The following is a 14,426-nucleotide window of genomic DNA, read 5'->3' as shown; positions in this document are numbered from 1 at the left end:
GCCCTCGCAGAGGAGGACACAATGACAGCGACATCCGTGCTCGAAGAGCGAGACCGCGCCATCCGCCGGTTCCGCATCGTGGCGCTGGCGGCACCCATCGTCGGGTCGGCGATCTTCGCGATCGCGCAGCTGGCGATGCTCCCCGGCGTGCCGGACGTCGTCGCGATCCACTGGGGCGCGGACGGTCGCCCCGACGGGTTCGGCCCGGCCTGGACCTTCCCCGCGCTGAGCATCGCGTTGGGTATCGGCCTGACGCTGCTGATCGCCGCCCCCGTCGCCCTCGGGGCGAGGCCTGAGGCGAGCCGAGTGCCCCTGCGCGTCTCTGCCGCCGTTGTGTGGTTCCTCGTCGTGTTCCTCGCCGTGCTGTCGACCGGCGCCCTCGCGGCGCAGGTCGGCCTCGCGGCGGCGGGCCATTCCCCCGACATCCTTCCGCTGCTCGGCATCAGCGCGCTCCTCGCCGCGGTCGCCTCGCTCATCGCCTGGCTGATCGTGCGAGACGCCCCGGCGGTCGGCAAGACGCCCGAGCCGCCCGCCGCCGTGCCGGTGAGGCCTGCAGAACGGGCCGTGTGGCTGCAGACCGCGACGGTGTCGCGCACCGGGCTCGTGGTGCTGGGACTCGCTCTGATCGTCGCCCTCGGCAGCGCGGCCGCCGCCGCCGTCGCCGAGATCGGCCGGATCGGCGCGCCGGGCGCAGGGTCCGTCATCTCCGTCGGCGTCACGCTGCTCGTGATGCTCGCGGTCGCCACGACGATCGTGTTCCGCGTGCGGGTGGATGACGAGGGCCTCCACGTGCGCTCCGCCATGGGCTGGCCGCGAGTCAGCATCCCGCACGGCGAGATCGCGCGCGCGGAGGTCGTGCACGTCGAGCCGTTCGCCGAGTACGGCGGCTGGGGCTGGCGTGTCGCGCTGGGCTCCGGGACCGGAGTCGTGACCCGCCGCGGCGAGGGCCTGCGCGTGACCCGCAACGACGGACGGACCTTCACCATCACGGTGGATGACGCGTCCACCGCCGCGGGTCTGCTCCGCGGATTCGGCGAGAGGAAGGACGAGTAGTGGATCACGCAGATCGCGCAGCGCAGGCAGATGGCGCGAGGGTCGTGCCGTGGCCGGCCGTGGCGCTGTTCGTGGGCACGGCGGTGGCGCTTGCCTGGCTGGTCGCGCTGCCGCTGTGGCTGGGCGACGGGCTCGCCTCGCCCCTTGTCGGCGCGCTGCTGCCGGTGATGATGTTCGCCCCGGGCATCGCGACGCTGGTCGTGTGCCTGATCGCCCGCGTGCCAGGGCGGGGTCGACGGATGCGCTTCCTCGGCATGTGGCCTCTGCGGCCCGCGGGGCGCACGATCGGCTTCCTTGTCGCCGCCGTGGTCGTACCGCCGCTGATCGTCGCGCTGACCGTGTCCCTGTCGGGCGCCTTGGGCCTCGTGCGACTCGACCTGGTCGGGTTCTCGGGCTTCGCCGGCGCACTCGAGCAGGCGGGCGTCGACCTGTCGGTCGTGCCGATCCAGGCGGTGGTGGTGGGGCAGCTGATCGCCCTCCCTCTGGGCGCCCTGATCAACGCGATCCCCGCGTTCGGCGAGGAGATCGGCTGGCGCGGCTGGCTGCTGTCCGCGCTGCGACCGCTGGGGGTGTGGCCTTCGCTGCTGGTCACCGGCGCGGTCTGGGGTCTGTGGCACGCGCCGATCATCCTGCTCGGCTACAACTTCGGGCGCGGCGATGTGATCGGCGTGCTGCTCATGGTCGCCGGCTGCATGGCGTGGGGCGTGCTGCTGGGCTGGAGCCGGCTGCGTACCGGCAGCGTCTGGCCCGCGGTCGTGGCTCACGGGGCGCTCAACGCGGCGGCGGGGCTGCTCGCCCTGCTCGTCGCGGTGGGCGAAAGACCCGATCCGGCGCTCGTCGGACCGCTCGGTGCGGTGTCGTGGCTGGTGCTCGCCGTGCTCGTGGGCGTGCTCGCCCTGACGGGGCAGTTCCGCCGCGACGTGCTGGAGCCGCCGCGTGAGGCGCGGGGCGTGACCGGCTGAGGCCGCCGGAGCGGTGCCCCGGTCCTGAGGGCGTGGCGACGGAGTCATAGACTGGCCGCGGGGCTGTGCGGGCCCCGCACACAGAGCGTCCACTCAGAGGGAGTCATTCCGTGGCACTGATCGAAGCTGTAGGCGCGCGCGAGATCCTGGATTCGCGCGGCAACCCGACCGTCGAGGTGGAGGTGCTCCTCGATGACGGCATCGTGCAGCGCGCCGCCGTCCCGTCGGGAGCGTCCACGGGCGCGTTCGAGGCGTACGAGCTGCGCGACGGCGACAAGGGCCGTTACGCCGGCAAGGGCGTCCAGAAGGCCGTCGACGCGGTCATCGACGAGCTCGGCCCGGCGATCGAGGGCCTGGACGCCAGCGACCAGCGCGTGATCGACGCGGCGCTGATCGAGGCCGACGGCACCCCCAACAAGCAGCGCACCGGCGCGAACGCGATCCTCGGCGTCAGCCTCGCGGTCGCCAAGGCCGCCGCCGACAGCGCCGACCTGCCGCTGTTCCGCTACATCGGCGGCCCGAACGCGCACATCCTGCCCGTTCCGGCCCTGAACGTCATCAACGGCGGCGCCCACGCCGACACCGGTGTGGACATGCAGGAGTTCTTCCTCGTGCCGCTCGGCGCCGAGTCGTTCAGCGAGGCGCTGCGCTGGGGCACGGAGACCTACCACGTGCTCAAGAGCGAGCTGAAGGCCGGCGGCTACGCCACGGGCCTCGGCGACGAGGGCGGCTTCGCCCCCGACCTCCCGAGCAACCGCGAGGCGCTCGACTTCCTGCTCAAGGCGATCGAGAAGGCCGGCTACACGCCCGGCACCGACATCGCGGTGGGCCTGGATGTCGCGGCGACCGAGTTCTTCGAGAACGGCGTCTACCGCTTCGAGGGCAAGGAGTGGTCGAGCGACCAGCTCACCTCGTACTACGAGGAGCTGCTCGCCAACTTCCCGCTCGTCACGATCGAGGACGCCCTCGCCGAGGACGACTGGGACGGCTGGAAGGCCCTCACCGACCGCGTCGGCTCCAAGGTGCAGCTCGTCGGCGACGACCTGTTCGTCACCAACCCGCAGCGTCTGGCCGACGGCATCCAGCGCGGTGTCGCGAACTCGCTGCTGTGCAAGGTGAACCAGATCGGATCGCTCACCGAGACGCTCGACGCCGTCGCGCTCGCCCAGAACTCGGGCTACACCGTGATGATGTCGCACCGCTCGGGCGAGACCGAGGACACCACGATCGCCGACCTCGCGGTCGCCGTGAACGCGGGCCAGATCAAGTCGGGCGCGCCTGCTCGCAGCGACCGGGTCGCGAAATACAATCAGCTTCTGCGCATCGAGGAGGAGCTCGGCTCCGCCGCGGTCTTCGCCGGCCGCAGCGCCTACCCGCGGTTCAGCTGACAGCTGTCAGCTGAACGAACGGGCGCGACCGCGTGATGCACTGACGTTCGACGAGAGGGGGAGCCGTGAGCAGGAAGACGGCTCCCCCTTCCGCGTCTCGGGGGGCTTCGCCCCGGCGCGGGGCCTCGCCCGCCGGCCGCCGGACCGACGCGCGCGAGTGGCTCGGCAGCATCCGCTTCTCCGGCTTCGCGGCGATCATGCTGGGCCTTGTCGTGCTGGCGGTCCTTGTGCTCGCGCCGACCGTCGCGACGTACGTCGAGCAGCGGCAGAAGATCGCCGCGCTGCAGGAGTCGGTCCAGGTCACGAAGGACGAGATCGCGACGCTGGAACGCGAGCGCGATCGCTGGAAGGACCCCGCGTACATCACGACCCAGGCGCGCGAGCGGCTGTACTACGTCAAGCCGGGGGAGGTCCGCTTCCTCGTGATCGACGATCTCGAAGAGACCGACACCCCGCAGGATCCCGAACCCGTCAGCGCCGAGGTCGAGGAGCGGAAGTCGGACTGGATCGGCGGCCTGCTGCGGTCGGTGATGGGAGCTGCGACGGCACGGAACGCGGTGGAGATCACCGTGGGCGTGCCGGATCCGACGCCCGCGGAGACGCCGGCGGGCTGATCCGGCTCAGGGAGCACACGGCGGTCGCCGGTAGCCTTGACGGGTGACGACTGACGCCTTCGAACCCGCCCGCCCGGTCGACATCGAGGTCGTCTCCGCGCAGCTCGGCCGCGAGGCACGCGGTGTCGTGGGCATCGCCGCCCGGTGCGTGTGCGGCAATCCGACGGTCGTCGCGACCTCGCCGCGGCTGCCGGACGGCACGCCGTTCCCGACCTTCTACTACCTGACCCACCCCGCCGCGACGGCGGAGATGTCGCGGCTCGAGGCGGGGCAGCTGATGCCCGAGCTCGCCGCGCGTCTCGCCGACGAGCCCGAGTTCGCCGCGCAGTACGTCCGTGCGCACGAGGCATACCTCGCCGATCGCGCGGCGTACGGCGATGTGCCCGAGATCGCCGGCATCTCGGCGGGCGGGATGCCCACCCGCGTCAAGTGCCTGCACGCCCTCGCCGGCCACGCCCTCGCGGCGGGCCCCGGAGTCAACCCCGTCGGCGACGCCGCACTGGAGCGGTCGGCCTGGTCGCCCGCGCGCTGCGAGTGCGCCGAGCCGGGGAAGGCCGGATGAGCCGCGTCGCGCGACTGGCGGCCTTCGCCCTGGCGGCCGCGATGCTGACCGGAGCGGCCGCCGGTGTCCCCCCGACCGACACCGAGCCGACGCCGCGGTCCGCGGCGACACCATCGCCGTCGCCGTCACCGACGAAGGAGCCGTCGGAGCGCGATCGGCAGTACTGGATCGACGACTACGGCATCAAGGAGGCCTGGAAGACGAGCCAGGGCGAGGGTGTCACGGTTGCCGTGATCGACACCGGCATCGTCGACGGGCCCGAGGCCTTCAAGGGGGCCGTCGCCGGTGGCACCGACGTGTCGGGCGTCGGCGCGCAGGATGGCCGAACCCCCGTCGACGTGGTCAATCGGAACCACGGCAGCTGGGTCGCCTCGCTGGTGGCGGCGCGCAACGGGGGAGACGCCGACAAGATGATCGGCGTCGCGCCGAAGGCCAAGCTGCTGTCCGTGTCGGTCGGCTTCGGCGACTCGGCGACCGTGCCGTTCGTGGAGCAGATCGCCGAGGCGATCACCTGGTCGGTGGACCACGGTGCCGACATCATCAATCTGTCCCTGACGACCAACGCCCAGAGCTGGGACGAGTCGTGGGACGACGCGTTCCTGTACGCGATGCAGCACGACGTCGTGATCGTCGCCGCGGCGGGAAACCGCGGCAGCGGCACGAACGTGGTCGGCGCCCCCGCCACGATCCCCGGCGTGCTGACGGTGGCCGGGGTCGATCCCGAGGGCAAGCCGAGCGTGGAGGCCTCCACGCAGGGCATCACGATCGGCGTCTCGGCGCCGAGTGAGAAGCTGCTGGGCATCTCCGCGGACGGCGTGCTGAAGGAGTGGAAGGGGACGAGCGGCGCGGCGCCGATCGTCACGGGCGTCGCGGCCCTCGTGCGCAGCGCCCATCCCGACGCCAGCGCGATCGACGTGATCAACCGGATCGTGCAGACTGCGCGCAAACCCAAGGGCGTGACAGAGGTGCCGCATCCGCTCTACGGGTACGGCCTGGTCGACGCGGAGGCCGCCGTCACTGCGGACGTGCCCGCGGCGACCCGCAACCCGATGGGCGATCTCGAGCGGTGGATCGAGGTCAACCGCCGCAAGCCGGCGGAACAGCAGCCGACGCCGACGGTGACCCCGGTCGAGGTGCCGCCGCTTCCGCCGGCCGAGGGGCGCCCCGAGGCGGGCTCGTCGTTCCTGCCCTCGCAGGAGGAATTGCGCACGGGGACGCTGCCGCTCGCCGCGCTCAGCGGCGCTGGTATCCTCGTGGTGCTGGGCGTCATCGCGGCTGTGCGACGCGTCCGCTCGGCCCGTGTGCGGCGGTCGCCGGGCAAACCCTGATTCAAGGAGTTCTTCACTCGTGCCCAAGATTCTCATCGTCGGCGGCGGATACGCGGGCTTCTACACCGCGTGGAAGCTCGAGAAGCACCTGCGTCGTGGGGAGGCCGAGGTCGTCATGGTCGACCCGCTCCCGTACATGACGTACCTGCCGTTCCTTCCCGAGGTCGCAGCGGGCTCGATCGAGGCCCGCCACACGGTGGTCTCGCACCGCCGTCACCTGAAGCGCACCACGCTCATCACGGCGAAGGTGACCGGGATCGACCACGCGAACAAGACCGCGACGATCAGCCCCGAGGGTGGCGAGCCGTACGAGATGACGTACGACCACATCGTCGTGACCGCCGGATCCGTCTCGCGCACGTTCCCGATCCCGGGCATCGCCGAGAACGCGGTCGGCCTGAAGTCGGTCGAAGAGGCCGTCTACGTCCGCGACACCCTCATCTCCAACTTCGAGAAGGCGTCGGCCCTGCCCGCCGGTGACCCGCTGCGCCAGCGTCTGCTCACGACGGTCGTCGTCGGCGGCGGCTTCGCCGGCATCGAGACGTTCGCCGAGCTGCGCTCGCTCGCCTCGTCGCTCGTCGGCAAGTACCCCGAGATCTCCTTCGAGGAGACGCAGTTCCACCTCATCGAGGCGATGGGTCGCATCATGCCCGAGGTGTCGCTGCCGACCAGCGAGTGGGTGCTGAAGGACCTCGCCCAGCGCGGCGCGAACGTGCACCTCGAGACGCAGGTCACGAGCGCGGTGGACGGCATCGTCGAGACCTCCACCGGCGAGTCGTACCCGTCGGGCCTGATCGTCTGGACCGCCGGTGTCATGGCGAACCCCACCGTGGCGCGCGGCGGCGACCTGCCGACCGAGCCCCGTGGCCGCATCACGACGCAGGCCGACCTGCGCGTGGTCGACGCGGACAAGAACGTGATCGAGGGCGCCTGGGCCGCCGGTGACATCGCCGCCGTCCCGGACAAGACCGGTGGCCTTCCCGACGGCACGTGCGTGCCGAACGCGCAGCACGCCGTCCGCCAGGCGAAGCGCCTCGCGAAGAACCTGGTCGCCGTGCTGCGCGGCGAGCAGCCGGTGGACTACTTCCACAAGAACCTCGGCGCGGTCGCCGGCCTCGGCCTGTACGACGGCGTGTTCCAGTCGGGCAAGTTCGCGATCAAGGGCTTCTTCGCCTGGGTCGCGCACCGCGGCTACCACGGCCTCGCCATGCCGACCTGGGAGCGCAAGTGGCGCGTGCTGTGGGGCTGGTGGCATAACCTCTGGCTCGGCCGCGACACCGTGCAGCTCAAGGCCGTCACGCAGCCGCGCGCATTCTTCGAGGCCTACGCCTCGCGCCCGAAGCCGCCGGCCGCCGAGGCCCCTGTGGCTCCGGCCGAGAAGGCCCCCGTCGAGGCCGCTGCCAAGTAAGCCCCGCGTGCACGAGAGCCGCCACTCCCTTCGGAGTGGCGGCTCTCGCCGTCTGCGCCGGTAGCGTGGACAGGCCCCCCGTAGCCCAACCGGCAGAGGCAGGCGACTTAAACTCGCCGCAGTCTGGGTTCGAATCCCAGCGGGGGGACGGATGAGTCCGACTGCTCGCGTCGTCAGATGTGCGTGCCGACGGCCCGCAGGAAGGCCTTCGGGTCGTCGGCCCACAGGCGCACCCCTTGGACGGAGTGCTCGCCGCCCTTCGGTGCGAGGCCCGGCAGTCGCACGGTCGAGGGGCGTTCGAGGAGGATCAGGATGTTCGTCTCGTTGCCGATGCGCAGCGCGAGCGTCGCCCTGCCGTCCTGGTCGATGATCCGTGGCGCCTTCTCCTCATCCACCCGGCGGGCGATCTCCACCGAGGCGATGTCGTCCCAGGGCAGCGGGATGTCGATCTCGATGCCGCTGCGCGCCCGGATGCCGTCGGAGCCGACGACGTGCGGGCGCATCAGCATCGCGCACAGGTAGCCCACCATCCAGGTCAGGCCCCAGATGCCGAGGATGAGCACCACGATCCGCACGACCGGCCAACGATGGACGATCAGGTCGAAGATCGGGATCTCCACGGCCGACAGCACGATGAAGATGACAAGGATGGTCAGGATCGGCCGGTGGTACGAGAACCCGGCGGCCCCGGCCGGGATCGCCGGGCGGCGCGCGATCGCCCGCCCGATGCCGGCGTAGATCCCGAGCTCGAGCCGCAGCGCGCGAAGGGCCCAGGATCCGGCGCGCGCCCAGAAGGAGGGGCGCGTGGCGGTGGTCGTCGTGGTCATCGCGCGCCCTCGGTGTCCGTGCGCTCGGCGGCGTCGACGAGTTCGGCAAGCCGCGCGGCGATCGCGACGATGCCACGCTCGAGCGGTGCGCGATCCTGCGGCGCGACCGCGTCGAGCAGGGTGGTCGAGAGGTGCGCGTGGTCGCGCTGCATCGCCGCCATCTGCTCGGCGGCGGCGTCGGTGAGGGTGACCACGGTCGCGCGCCGGTCCATCGGGTGCGGAGTGCGGATCACGTGCCCGCTCGCCTCCAGTGCGTCGACGAGGCCCGACACGTTTCTCGCACTCACGTCGAGGTCCTGTGCGAGCTCGCGCTGGGTCGAGGGGCCGCGGTGGTGCAGCAGCCACAGCACCCGGACGCGCGCGGTGGTGAGGGTCGTACCCGCGAATGCGCGCGCCATGTCGCGCTGGAACAGCTCGCTCACGAGCAGCAGGTGGTCGAGAATCGTCGGCGCCATTCCGTTACCGTACTTCATTATTACGTCCGGTAACTGAGTAAACAGCGGCACCGGCGGGGCCTCCGCGTCCACCACATGGGCGACGCGGCGTGTCGGGTGTCGCGTTTAGGATGGGGGCATCATCTAGGGGGGTTCCTCAATGGAATGGCTGATTCCTATCGGCATCGTGGTGGCGATCATCGTCATCGCGGGCATCTACCTGTGGGCCACGTACAACTCGCTCGTGCAGCTGAACGTCCGTGTGGACGAGGCGTGGAGCGACATCACGGTGCAGCTGAAGCGCCGGGCCGACCTCATTCCGAACCTCATCGAGGCCGTCAAGGGCTACGCGGCGCACGAGAAGGCCGTCTTCGAGAACGTCACCCGCGCGCGTGCCGAGACGCTCACGGCGCGCGGCCCCGCCGAGGCGGGCGTGGCGGAGGGGCACATCCAGCAGGCGCTGAAGAACCTCTTCGCGGTGGCCGAGTCCTATCCCCAGCTCCAGGCGAGCCAGAATTACCTGCAGCTGCAGCACGCGCTGGTGGACACCGAGGACAAGATCCAGGCGTCGCGCCGTTTCTACAACGGCGGCGTCCGCGAGCTGAACACCAAGATCAAGGTGTTCCCCAACAACCTCTTCGCCCGCAACCTGGGCTTCACGGAGCGTGAGTTCTTCGAGGTCGTCGATGGCGCCGCCATCGCCGAGCCGCCGCGCGTGCAGTTCTGACGCAGCTTCACCTAGACGGCCGTCCGCATTCTGCGGGCGGCCGTCTCGTGTTGTCGCCGGGTTCGGGGCGAGGCCTCTCAGCCGAGGCGGTCGAGGACCTCGTGCTCCTCGTCGGGGGTGAGTCCGGTGCGCGCCGCATCCGGGGTCTCCTCGAGCCAGGCGAGCATGTCGCGGGCGCTGTCGGCGATGGGGCGGGTGAGCAGGCCGGCTTCCCGAGCCGGGGCGGCGAGGTGGGTCATCATCCCGTCGTAGTCGGGACGCGGCACCCAGAGGGGCAGGGAACGCGGCCCCATCCAGGGGATGACTCCGACGCCCTCGAGCTGTTCGTCCGTCGCCCAGCGCCAGCGGGGCCTCGCCCCGCAGCCCGCGGCGACGTCGTCGAGCAGGTCGGTGATCGGGCGGGGTCTCCGATCGCGTCGAAGACCCCGGTCGTCCGTCGTTCGGCGAGCAGGACGATCCACTCCGCGAGGTCGCGCACGTCGATGACCTGAACCGGATCCGCAGCGTCGCCCGGTGCCAAGACGACCTCGCCATCCCGGACGCATCGCATCCGGTCGACCCAGTAGGTGAAGCGTCCCGAGCGGTCGCCCGGCCCGACGATCAGCCCGGGGCGGACGATCGCGTGGGACTCCGCGCGCTCGGAGATCAGTCGCTCGCAGCCTGCCTTCATGCGTCCGTAGTCGGCAGGGTCGTCGCTGTCGTCGTCGAGCGCTTCCTGCAGCGGCAGGGAACCCGGGCCGCCGCCGCGCGTCTGCTCGTCGGCGTACACGCTGATCGATGACACGTAGATCCAGTGCGCCGCCCGCAGCTGCGCGAGAGCGGACCGTACACGTGAGGGGCGGGACGTGACGTCCACCGCGACGTCGATGTCCATCCCCGCCAGCTCAACCGGAAGGGGCGCATCGCGGTCCGCGATGACATGCCGCGCGCCGGCGGGAGCGGATCCGCTCGTGCCGCGGCTGACGACCGTGACCTCGTGTCCCCGGGAGAGTGCCGCGTCGGCCACGGAACGGGACAGGAAGACGGTTCCGCCGAGGACGAGGAGTCGCATGCCTGCAGTCTGCCTCGCGGATCCGCGGCCGTCAGCCCCTTTCCGCCCGTGGCGGATCGGTGAGACCGGAGCGGCTCAGGCGACGTCGAGCGCCTCGTCGGCCGCCGGCGCGGGCTCCGGATCGAGGGCCGGGCGGTCGTGCCGGCCCGCGTCGGGCATCACGAATGCCAGGTCGTCGGTCGCGTCGCCCCAGGTGGAGATCGTGATGCGGTCGAGGCCCTGCCACGCCGCCGCGTCGCGGAGCGCGGTGGCGACGCGTTCCGCCGCCGTCGAGGGCACACCCGCCTCCCACCACGCCGACTGCACGCGGAGGGTCGAGGCGGCGCGATCTGCCTTCAGATCGACGCGGCCGACGATGCGGTCATCGACGAGCACAGGCAGGGAGTAGTAGCCGAACCGCCGCTTGTGCGCGGGCGTGTAGATCTCGATGCGATAGTCGAAATCGAACAGTCGCTCCGCCCGCTCGCGGAACCACACCACCGGATCGAACGGCGTGAGGACCGTGGCCACATCGATGCGGCGGGGGAGCGCCGCCTCGCGGTGCGCCCACGCCGGCAGCGCCGCGTCACCCCGCTTCCAGCCCTCGACCGAGATGGGGGCGAGCTCGCCCTGGTCGACGAGGTCCTGCACCGCGCCGAGCACCGCCTTGCGGTCGCGAATGCGGTGGTAGTCGGCGAGATCGGAGGCCGCCGCCACCCCGGAGGCGCGGGCGGCGCGGTGGACGAGCTCCCGGATCGCCTCCTCGCGCGTCACCTCGGCGTCGAGGAGGTGACCTGGCACGACCTGCTCGGCGAGCCCGTAGCGGCGCTCGAAGCCCCGCCGCCCCGCGATCGCGACCTCGCCGAAGCGCCACATCAGCTCGAGCGCGCGCTTGACGACATCCCAGTCCCACCAGGGGCCGCGCCTGCCGCGGTGCGCGTCCGACTCGATCTGGGCGGGACGCAGCGGTCCGCGCGCGGCAAGCTCGGCGCGCACCCACTCGACGGTCGCGGCATTCTCGGCATACCAGCTGCCGGGCCCGCCGTACCTCGCGCGCATGTCGTCCATCCGGAACCGCCAGAGCGGCCAGTCCTCGACTGGCAGGAACGTCGCCTCGTGCGCCAGGTACTCGACGTAAGAGCCGGTGCTGCGCGGACGTCCGCCGGCGCCGTGGCGAAGTACGAGGCGGTCGAGGTCGGCCGTGTCGTACGCACCGAGGCGTGAGAACAGCGGAACGTAGTGCGAGCGGGCGAAGACGTTCACGGAGTCGATCTGCAGCACGCCCATCCGCGCGATCGCGCCATTGAGCTGGCGGGTGCCGACGGCCTCGGGTCGCGGGCGGGCGAACCCCTGGGCCGCGAGAGCGACGCGGCGGGCCTCGGCGAGGGACAGGTGCTGCTTCACCCGGCTCACGCTACTGAGGGGGTCGGACATATGCCGGACCGGCATGGAGGGCGGATCTAGACTGACCCAGATGAGCGACGACAAGACCCGCGCCGGGATCTGGGACGTGTTCCGCCCGCGACCCGCCGTTCCCACGGCGGCGCGGCCGGCCGACGCCGTGCCGGCGGGCCTCCGGATCGCGACCGCCTACGCGTGGCGGTTCCTGGTGGTCGCCGCGGCCATCGGCGTGCTCGTCTGGCTCGTCATCCAGTTCAAGCTCCTCGTCATCCCGCTACTCGTCGCCATCCTGATCACGGCGCTCGTCTGGCCGGCGATGTCGTGGCTGCTGCGGCACCGGGTGCCGCGCTGGGCCGCCATCGTGATCACGCTCATCGGCACGATCGCGATCGTCGCGGCCCTCGTGTGGCTCGTCGCCTGGCAGATCTCGCGCGAGTTCGGCGACGTGCGCGACCGCGTCGTCGAGGCGGTCACGGGGCTGCGCGACTTCCTGGTGGGGGTCGGTGTCTCGGAGGCCGAGATCGACGGCTATCTCGACCAGGGCTTCGCCCTCCTCGAGGAGCAGGCGTCGACGCTGTGGAGCGGGGCGCTCGCCATCGGCTCCACGGTGGGGCACTTCGCCGCGGGCGCGCTGCTGACCTTCTTCGCGCTGATCTGCATCCTCGCCGACGCCGGGGGCATCTGGCGCTGGACCGTCCGCCTCTTCCCGGCCCAGGCCCGCATGGCGGTCGACCAGGCGGCCCGCAACGGCTGGCAGACGGTCATCAACTACGCGCGCACGCAGCTGCTCGTCGCGACGATCGACGCGGTCGGCATCGGGCTCGGCGCCTTCTTCCTCCAGCTTCCGCTCGCGATCCCGATCGCCGTGATGGTGTTCCTCGGCTCGTTCGTGCCGCTCGTCGGCGCCATCCTGACCGGCGCCGTCGCGGTGTTCATCGCGCTCGTCTACAACGGCCCCCTCATCGCCCTGGCGATGCTGATCGTCGTCCTCGCCGTCCAGCAGATCGAGAGCCACGTCCTCCAGCCCATCCTCATGGGGTCGGCCGTCAAGGTGCATCCGCTCGCCGTCGTCATGGTGGTCGCGGGCGGATCCATGATCGCCGGCATCCCCGGTGCGCTGTTCGCCGTGCCGCTCGCCGCGTTCGTCAACGTGGTGGCGGTGACCCTGTCCAGCGGGTCCTGGCGCACCGGCGCGCCCGTCCACGGAGAGAACCTGATCTGGGACACCGTCCCCAAGACCATCGGACCGGTCAGGCACGGCGGCGGGGCCGCCGGCAGGCCGGACGAGAAGAACGGAACCGCATCGTGACCACTCTCGATCCCACCCCGAAGCCCACCGAGGCGCTGCCCGTCGTGCCGACCCTCGCCGAGATCGAGGCCGCCGCGCGCAGCCTCGAGGGCGTCATCAACCACACGCCGATGGAGTACTCGCTGCACCTGAGCGAGGTGCTCGGTGCGCCGGTGCACCTCAAGCTCGAGAACCTGCAGCGCACGGGATCGTTCAAGGTGCGCGGTGCCACGTACCGCCTCGCGCAGCTGACCGAGGAGGAGCGCTCGCGCGGCGTCGTCGCAGCCTCGGCCGGAAACCACGCGCAGGGCGTCGCGCTCGGCGCGCAGCAGCTGGGCATCCCCGCGACGATCTACATGCCGCTGGGCGTTCCCGTGCCGAAGCTGCTCGCCACGCGCGGCTACGGCGCCGAGGTCGTGCTCGAGGGCGCGACGGTGGCGGTCTCGCTGCAGCGCGCCGCGGAGCACGCCGAGCGCACGGGCGCCGTGCTGATCCACCCCTTCGACCACCGCGATGTCGTGATCGGCCAGGGAACGCTGGGCCTGGAGATCATGGACGACGCTCCGGATGTGACGACCATCCTGGTCGGGATCGGCGGCGGCGGGCTGATCGCCGGCATCGCGGCGGCGGCCAAGGCCCGCGCCGCGGCCGAGGGCCGCCAGGTCCGCATCATCGGGGTGCAGGCCGAGAACGCCGCGCCCTACCCGGCGTCGCTCGAGGCCGGCGAGCCCGTCCGGATCACCACCCAGCCGACGATCGCGGACGGCATCCTGGTGGACCGTCCCGGCGACGTGCCGTTCGCGGTCATCCGCGAGCTGGTGGACGAGGTCGTGACGGTCACGGATGACGACATCGCCCGGGCGCTGCTTGTGCTGCTCGAGCGCGCGAAGGTCGTCGTGGAGCCGGCCGGCGCGGTGGGCGTCGCGGCGATCCTCGCGGGCAAGGTGCGCGCGGACGGTCCGACCGTCGCCGTGCTGTCGGGCGGCAACATCGACCCCCTGCTGCTGCAGCGCGTCGTGGCGCACGGCCTGTCGGCGTCGGGACGCTACATGTCCATCCGGATCCCGCTTCCCGACCGCCCGGGACAGCTCGCGCGCGTGTCGGAGCTGCTCGCCGAGGCCGGCGCGAACGTCATCGAGGTGCTTCACACGCGTCACGGTCAGGGCCTGCAGATCAGCGAGGTGGTGCTGCAGATCTCGGTCGAGACCCGCGGCAAGGAGCACCGCGAGCTCACGCTCCAGATCCTCCGCGACGCGGGCTTCCGCCCCGAGGTGCTGCCGGACTAGCAGGTCACGTCAGGGCAAGTGCTCGAGGGGCTGTGCCGTGTTCTTTTATCCGCTTCGCGGGTAGTGCAATGAGCGTGCGCGAACGCTCGCGCCCACGCTCCGCGCGGGCGCTCTCGTT

At 71.5% G+C, this 14,426-nt stretch carries 15 protein-coding genes and 1 tRNA gene; 11 read left to right on the top strand and 5 right to left on the bottom strand.

Going from position 1 to position 14,426, the window contains the following annotated elements; translation table 11 throughout:
• Positions 1-21: 21 nt before the first annotated feature.
• The 8 genes from IR155_RS05120 (at position 22) to IR155_RS05085 (ending at position 7,463) form a co-directional block, all read left to right on the top strand.
• Positions 22-1,053, top strand: coding sequence for a DUF1648 domain-containing protein (locus tag IR155_RS05120; RefSeq protein ID WP_135113743.1), 1,032 nt, complete (start codon positions 22-24; stop codon positions 1,051-1,053).
• Positions 1,053-2,015 carry a CPBP family intramembrane glutamic endopeptidase gene (locus tag IR155_RS05115; RefSeq protein ID WP_135113742.1) on the top strand — a complete coding sequence of 321 codons (963 nt, stop codon included), beginning with the start codon at positions 1,053-1,055 and terminating at the stop codon, positions 2,013-2,015. The genes IR155_RS05120 and IR155_RS05115 overlap by 1 nt, the downstream gene beginning before the upstream one ends.
• A gap of 110 nt (positions 2,016-2,125) precedes the next feature.
• A complete protein-coding gene (gene eno, locus IR155_RS05110; protein WP_135113741.1) occupies positions 2,126-3,403 on the top strand; it encodes a phosphopyruvate hydratase in 1,278 nt (425 codons plus the stop codon).
• Between the two features lie 65 nt (positions 3,404-3,468).
• The gene (locus tag IR155_RS05105; RefSeq protein ID WP_233441106.1) at positions 3,469-4,017 is read left to right on the top strand and encodes an FtsB family cell division protein; all 549 of its coding nucleotides are present in this window, start codon (positions 3,469-3,471) and stop codon (positions 4,015-4,017) included.
• A gap of 43 nt (positions 4,018-4,060) precedes the next feature.
• Positions 4,061-4,579 carry a DUF501 domain-containing protein gene (locus IR155_RS05100; protein ID WP_135113740.1) on the top strand — a complete coding sequence of 173 codons (519 nt, stop codon included), beginning with the start codon at positions 4,061-4,063 and terminating at the stop codon, positions 4,577-4,579.
• Positions 4,576-5,907 (top strand): S8 family serine peptidase, encoded by a 1,332-nt coding sequence (locus IR155_RS05095; RefSeq protein ID WP_228066668.1) that lies wholly within the window; start codon positions 4,576-4,578, stop codon positions 5,905-5,907. Before IR155_RS05100 ends, IR155_RS05095 begins: the two co-directional genes overlap by 4 nt.
• Positions 5,908-5,926: 19 nt before the next feature.
• Positions 5,927-7,315, top strand: coding sequence for an NAD(P)/FAD-dependent oxidoreductase (locus tag IR155_RS05090; protein ID WP_135113739.1), 1,389 nt, complete (start codon positions 5,927-5,929; stop codon positions 7,313-7,315).
• A gap of 74 nt (positions 7,316-7,389) precedes the next feature.
• A tRNA-Leu gene (locus IR155_RS05085) sits at positions 7,390-7,463 on the top strand.
• A 25-nt stretch (positions 7,464-7,488) separates the two neighbouring features.
• Here IR155_RS05085 and IR155_RS05080 read toward each other — a convergent pair.
• The gene (locus IR155_RS05080) at positions 7,489-8,142 is read right to left on the bottom strand and encodes a hypothetical protein (protein WP_135113738.1); all 654 of its coding nucleotides are present in this window, start codon (positions 8,140-8,142) and stop codon (positions 7,489-7,491) included.
• The gene (locus IR155_RS05075) at positions 8,139-8,597 is read right to left on the bottom strand and encodes a MarR family winged helix-turn-helix transcriptional regulator (protein WP_135113737.1); all 459 of its coding nucleotides are present in this window, start codon (positions 8,595-8,597) and stop codon (positions 8,139-8,141) included. The genes IR155_RS05080 and IR155_RS05075 overlap by 4 nt, the downstream gene beginning before the upstream one ends.
• 139 nt (positions 8,598-8,736) lie before the next feature.
• Here IR155_RS05075 and IR155_RS05070 point away from each other — a divergent pair, with 139 nt between their 5' ends.
• Positions 8,737-9,303, top strand: coding sequence for a LemA family protein (locus IR155_RS05070; protein ID WP_135113736.1), 567 nt, complete (start codon positions 8,737-8,739; stop codon positions 9,301-9,303).
• Positions 9,304-9,380: 77 nt separating this feature from the next.
• Here the strand turns inward: IR155_RS05070 and IR155_RS15910 are convergent, their stop codons facing one another.
• The 3 genes from IR155_RS15910 to IR155_RS05060 all read right to left on the bottom strand — a co-directional run bounded on the left by IR155_RS15910 (position 9,381) and on the right by IR155_RS05060 (position 11,737).
• Positions 9,381-9,542 (bottom strand): hypothetical protein, encoded by a 162-nt coding sequence (locus IR155_RS15910; protein WP_228066667.1) that lies wholly within the window; start codon positions 9,540-9,542, stop codon positions 9,381-9,383.
• On the bottom strand, positions 9,542-10,354 hold the full coding sequence (locus IR155_RS05065) for an NAD-dependent epimerase/dehydratase family protein (protein WP_228066666.1): 813 nt from the start codon (positions 10,352-10,354) through the stop codon (positions 9,542-9,544). The genes IR155_RS15910 and IR155_RS05065 overlap by 1 nt, the downstream gene beginning before the upstream one ends.
• Positions 10,355-10,429: 75 nt before the next feature.
• Positions 10,430-11,737, bottom strand: coding sequence for a winged helix-turn-helix domain-containing protein (locus IR155_RS05060; protein ID WP_233441105.1), 1,308 nt, complete (start codon positions 11,735-11,737; stop codon positions 10,430-10,432).
• A gap of 70 nt (positions 11,738-11,807) precedes the next feature.
• Here IR155_RS05060 and IR155_RS05055 point away from each other — a divergent pair, with 70 nt between their 5' ends.
• Complete coding sequence (locus IR155_RS05055) at positions 11,808-13,043, top strand: AI-2E family transporter (protein ID WP_135113734.1); 1,236 nt, start codon at positions 11,808-11,810, stop codon at positions 13,041-13,043.
• A 35-nt stretch (positions 13,044-13,078) separates the two neighbouring features.
• Positions 13,079-14,308 (top strand): threonine ammonia-lyase, encoded by a 1,230-nt coding sequence (gene ilvA, locus IR155_RS05050; RefSeq protein ID WP_135113770.1) that lies wholly within the window; start codon positions 13,079-13,081, stop codon positions 14,306-14,308.
• Positions 14,309-14,426: the final 118 nt, after the last annotated feature.

The sequence above is a fragment of the Microbacterium paludicola genome (genome assembly GCF_015235415.1).
In the GTDB taxonomy this organism is placed as follows: Bacteria; Actinomycetota; Actinomycetes; order Actinomycetales; family Microbacteriaceae; genus Microbacterium; species Microbacterium paludicola.
The sequence above is the reverse complement of the archived record's forward strand: the minus strand, read 5'-3'. Positions and strand labels throughout refer to the sequence as shown.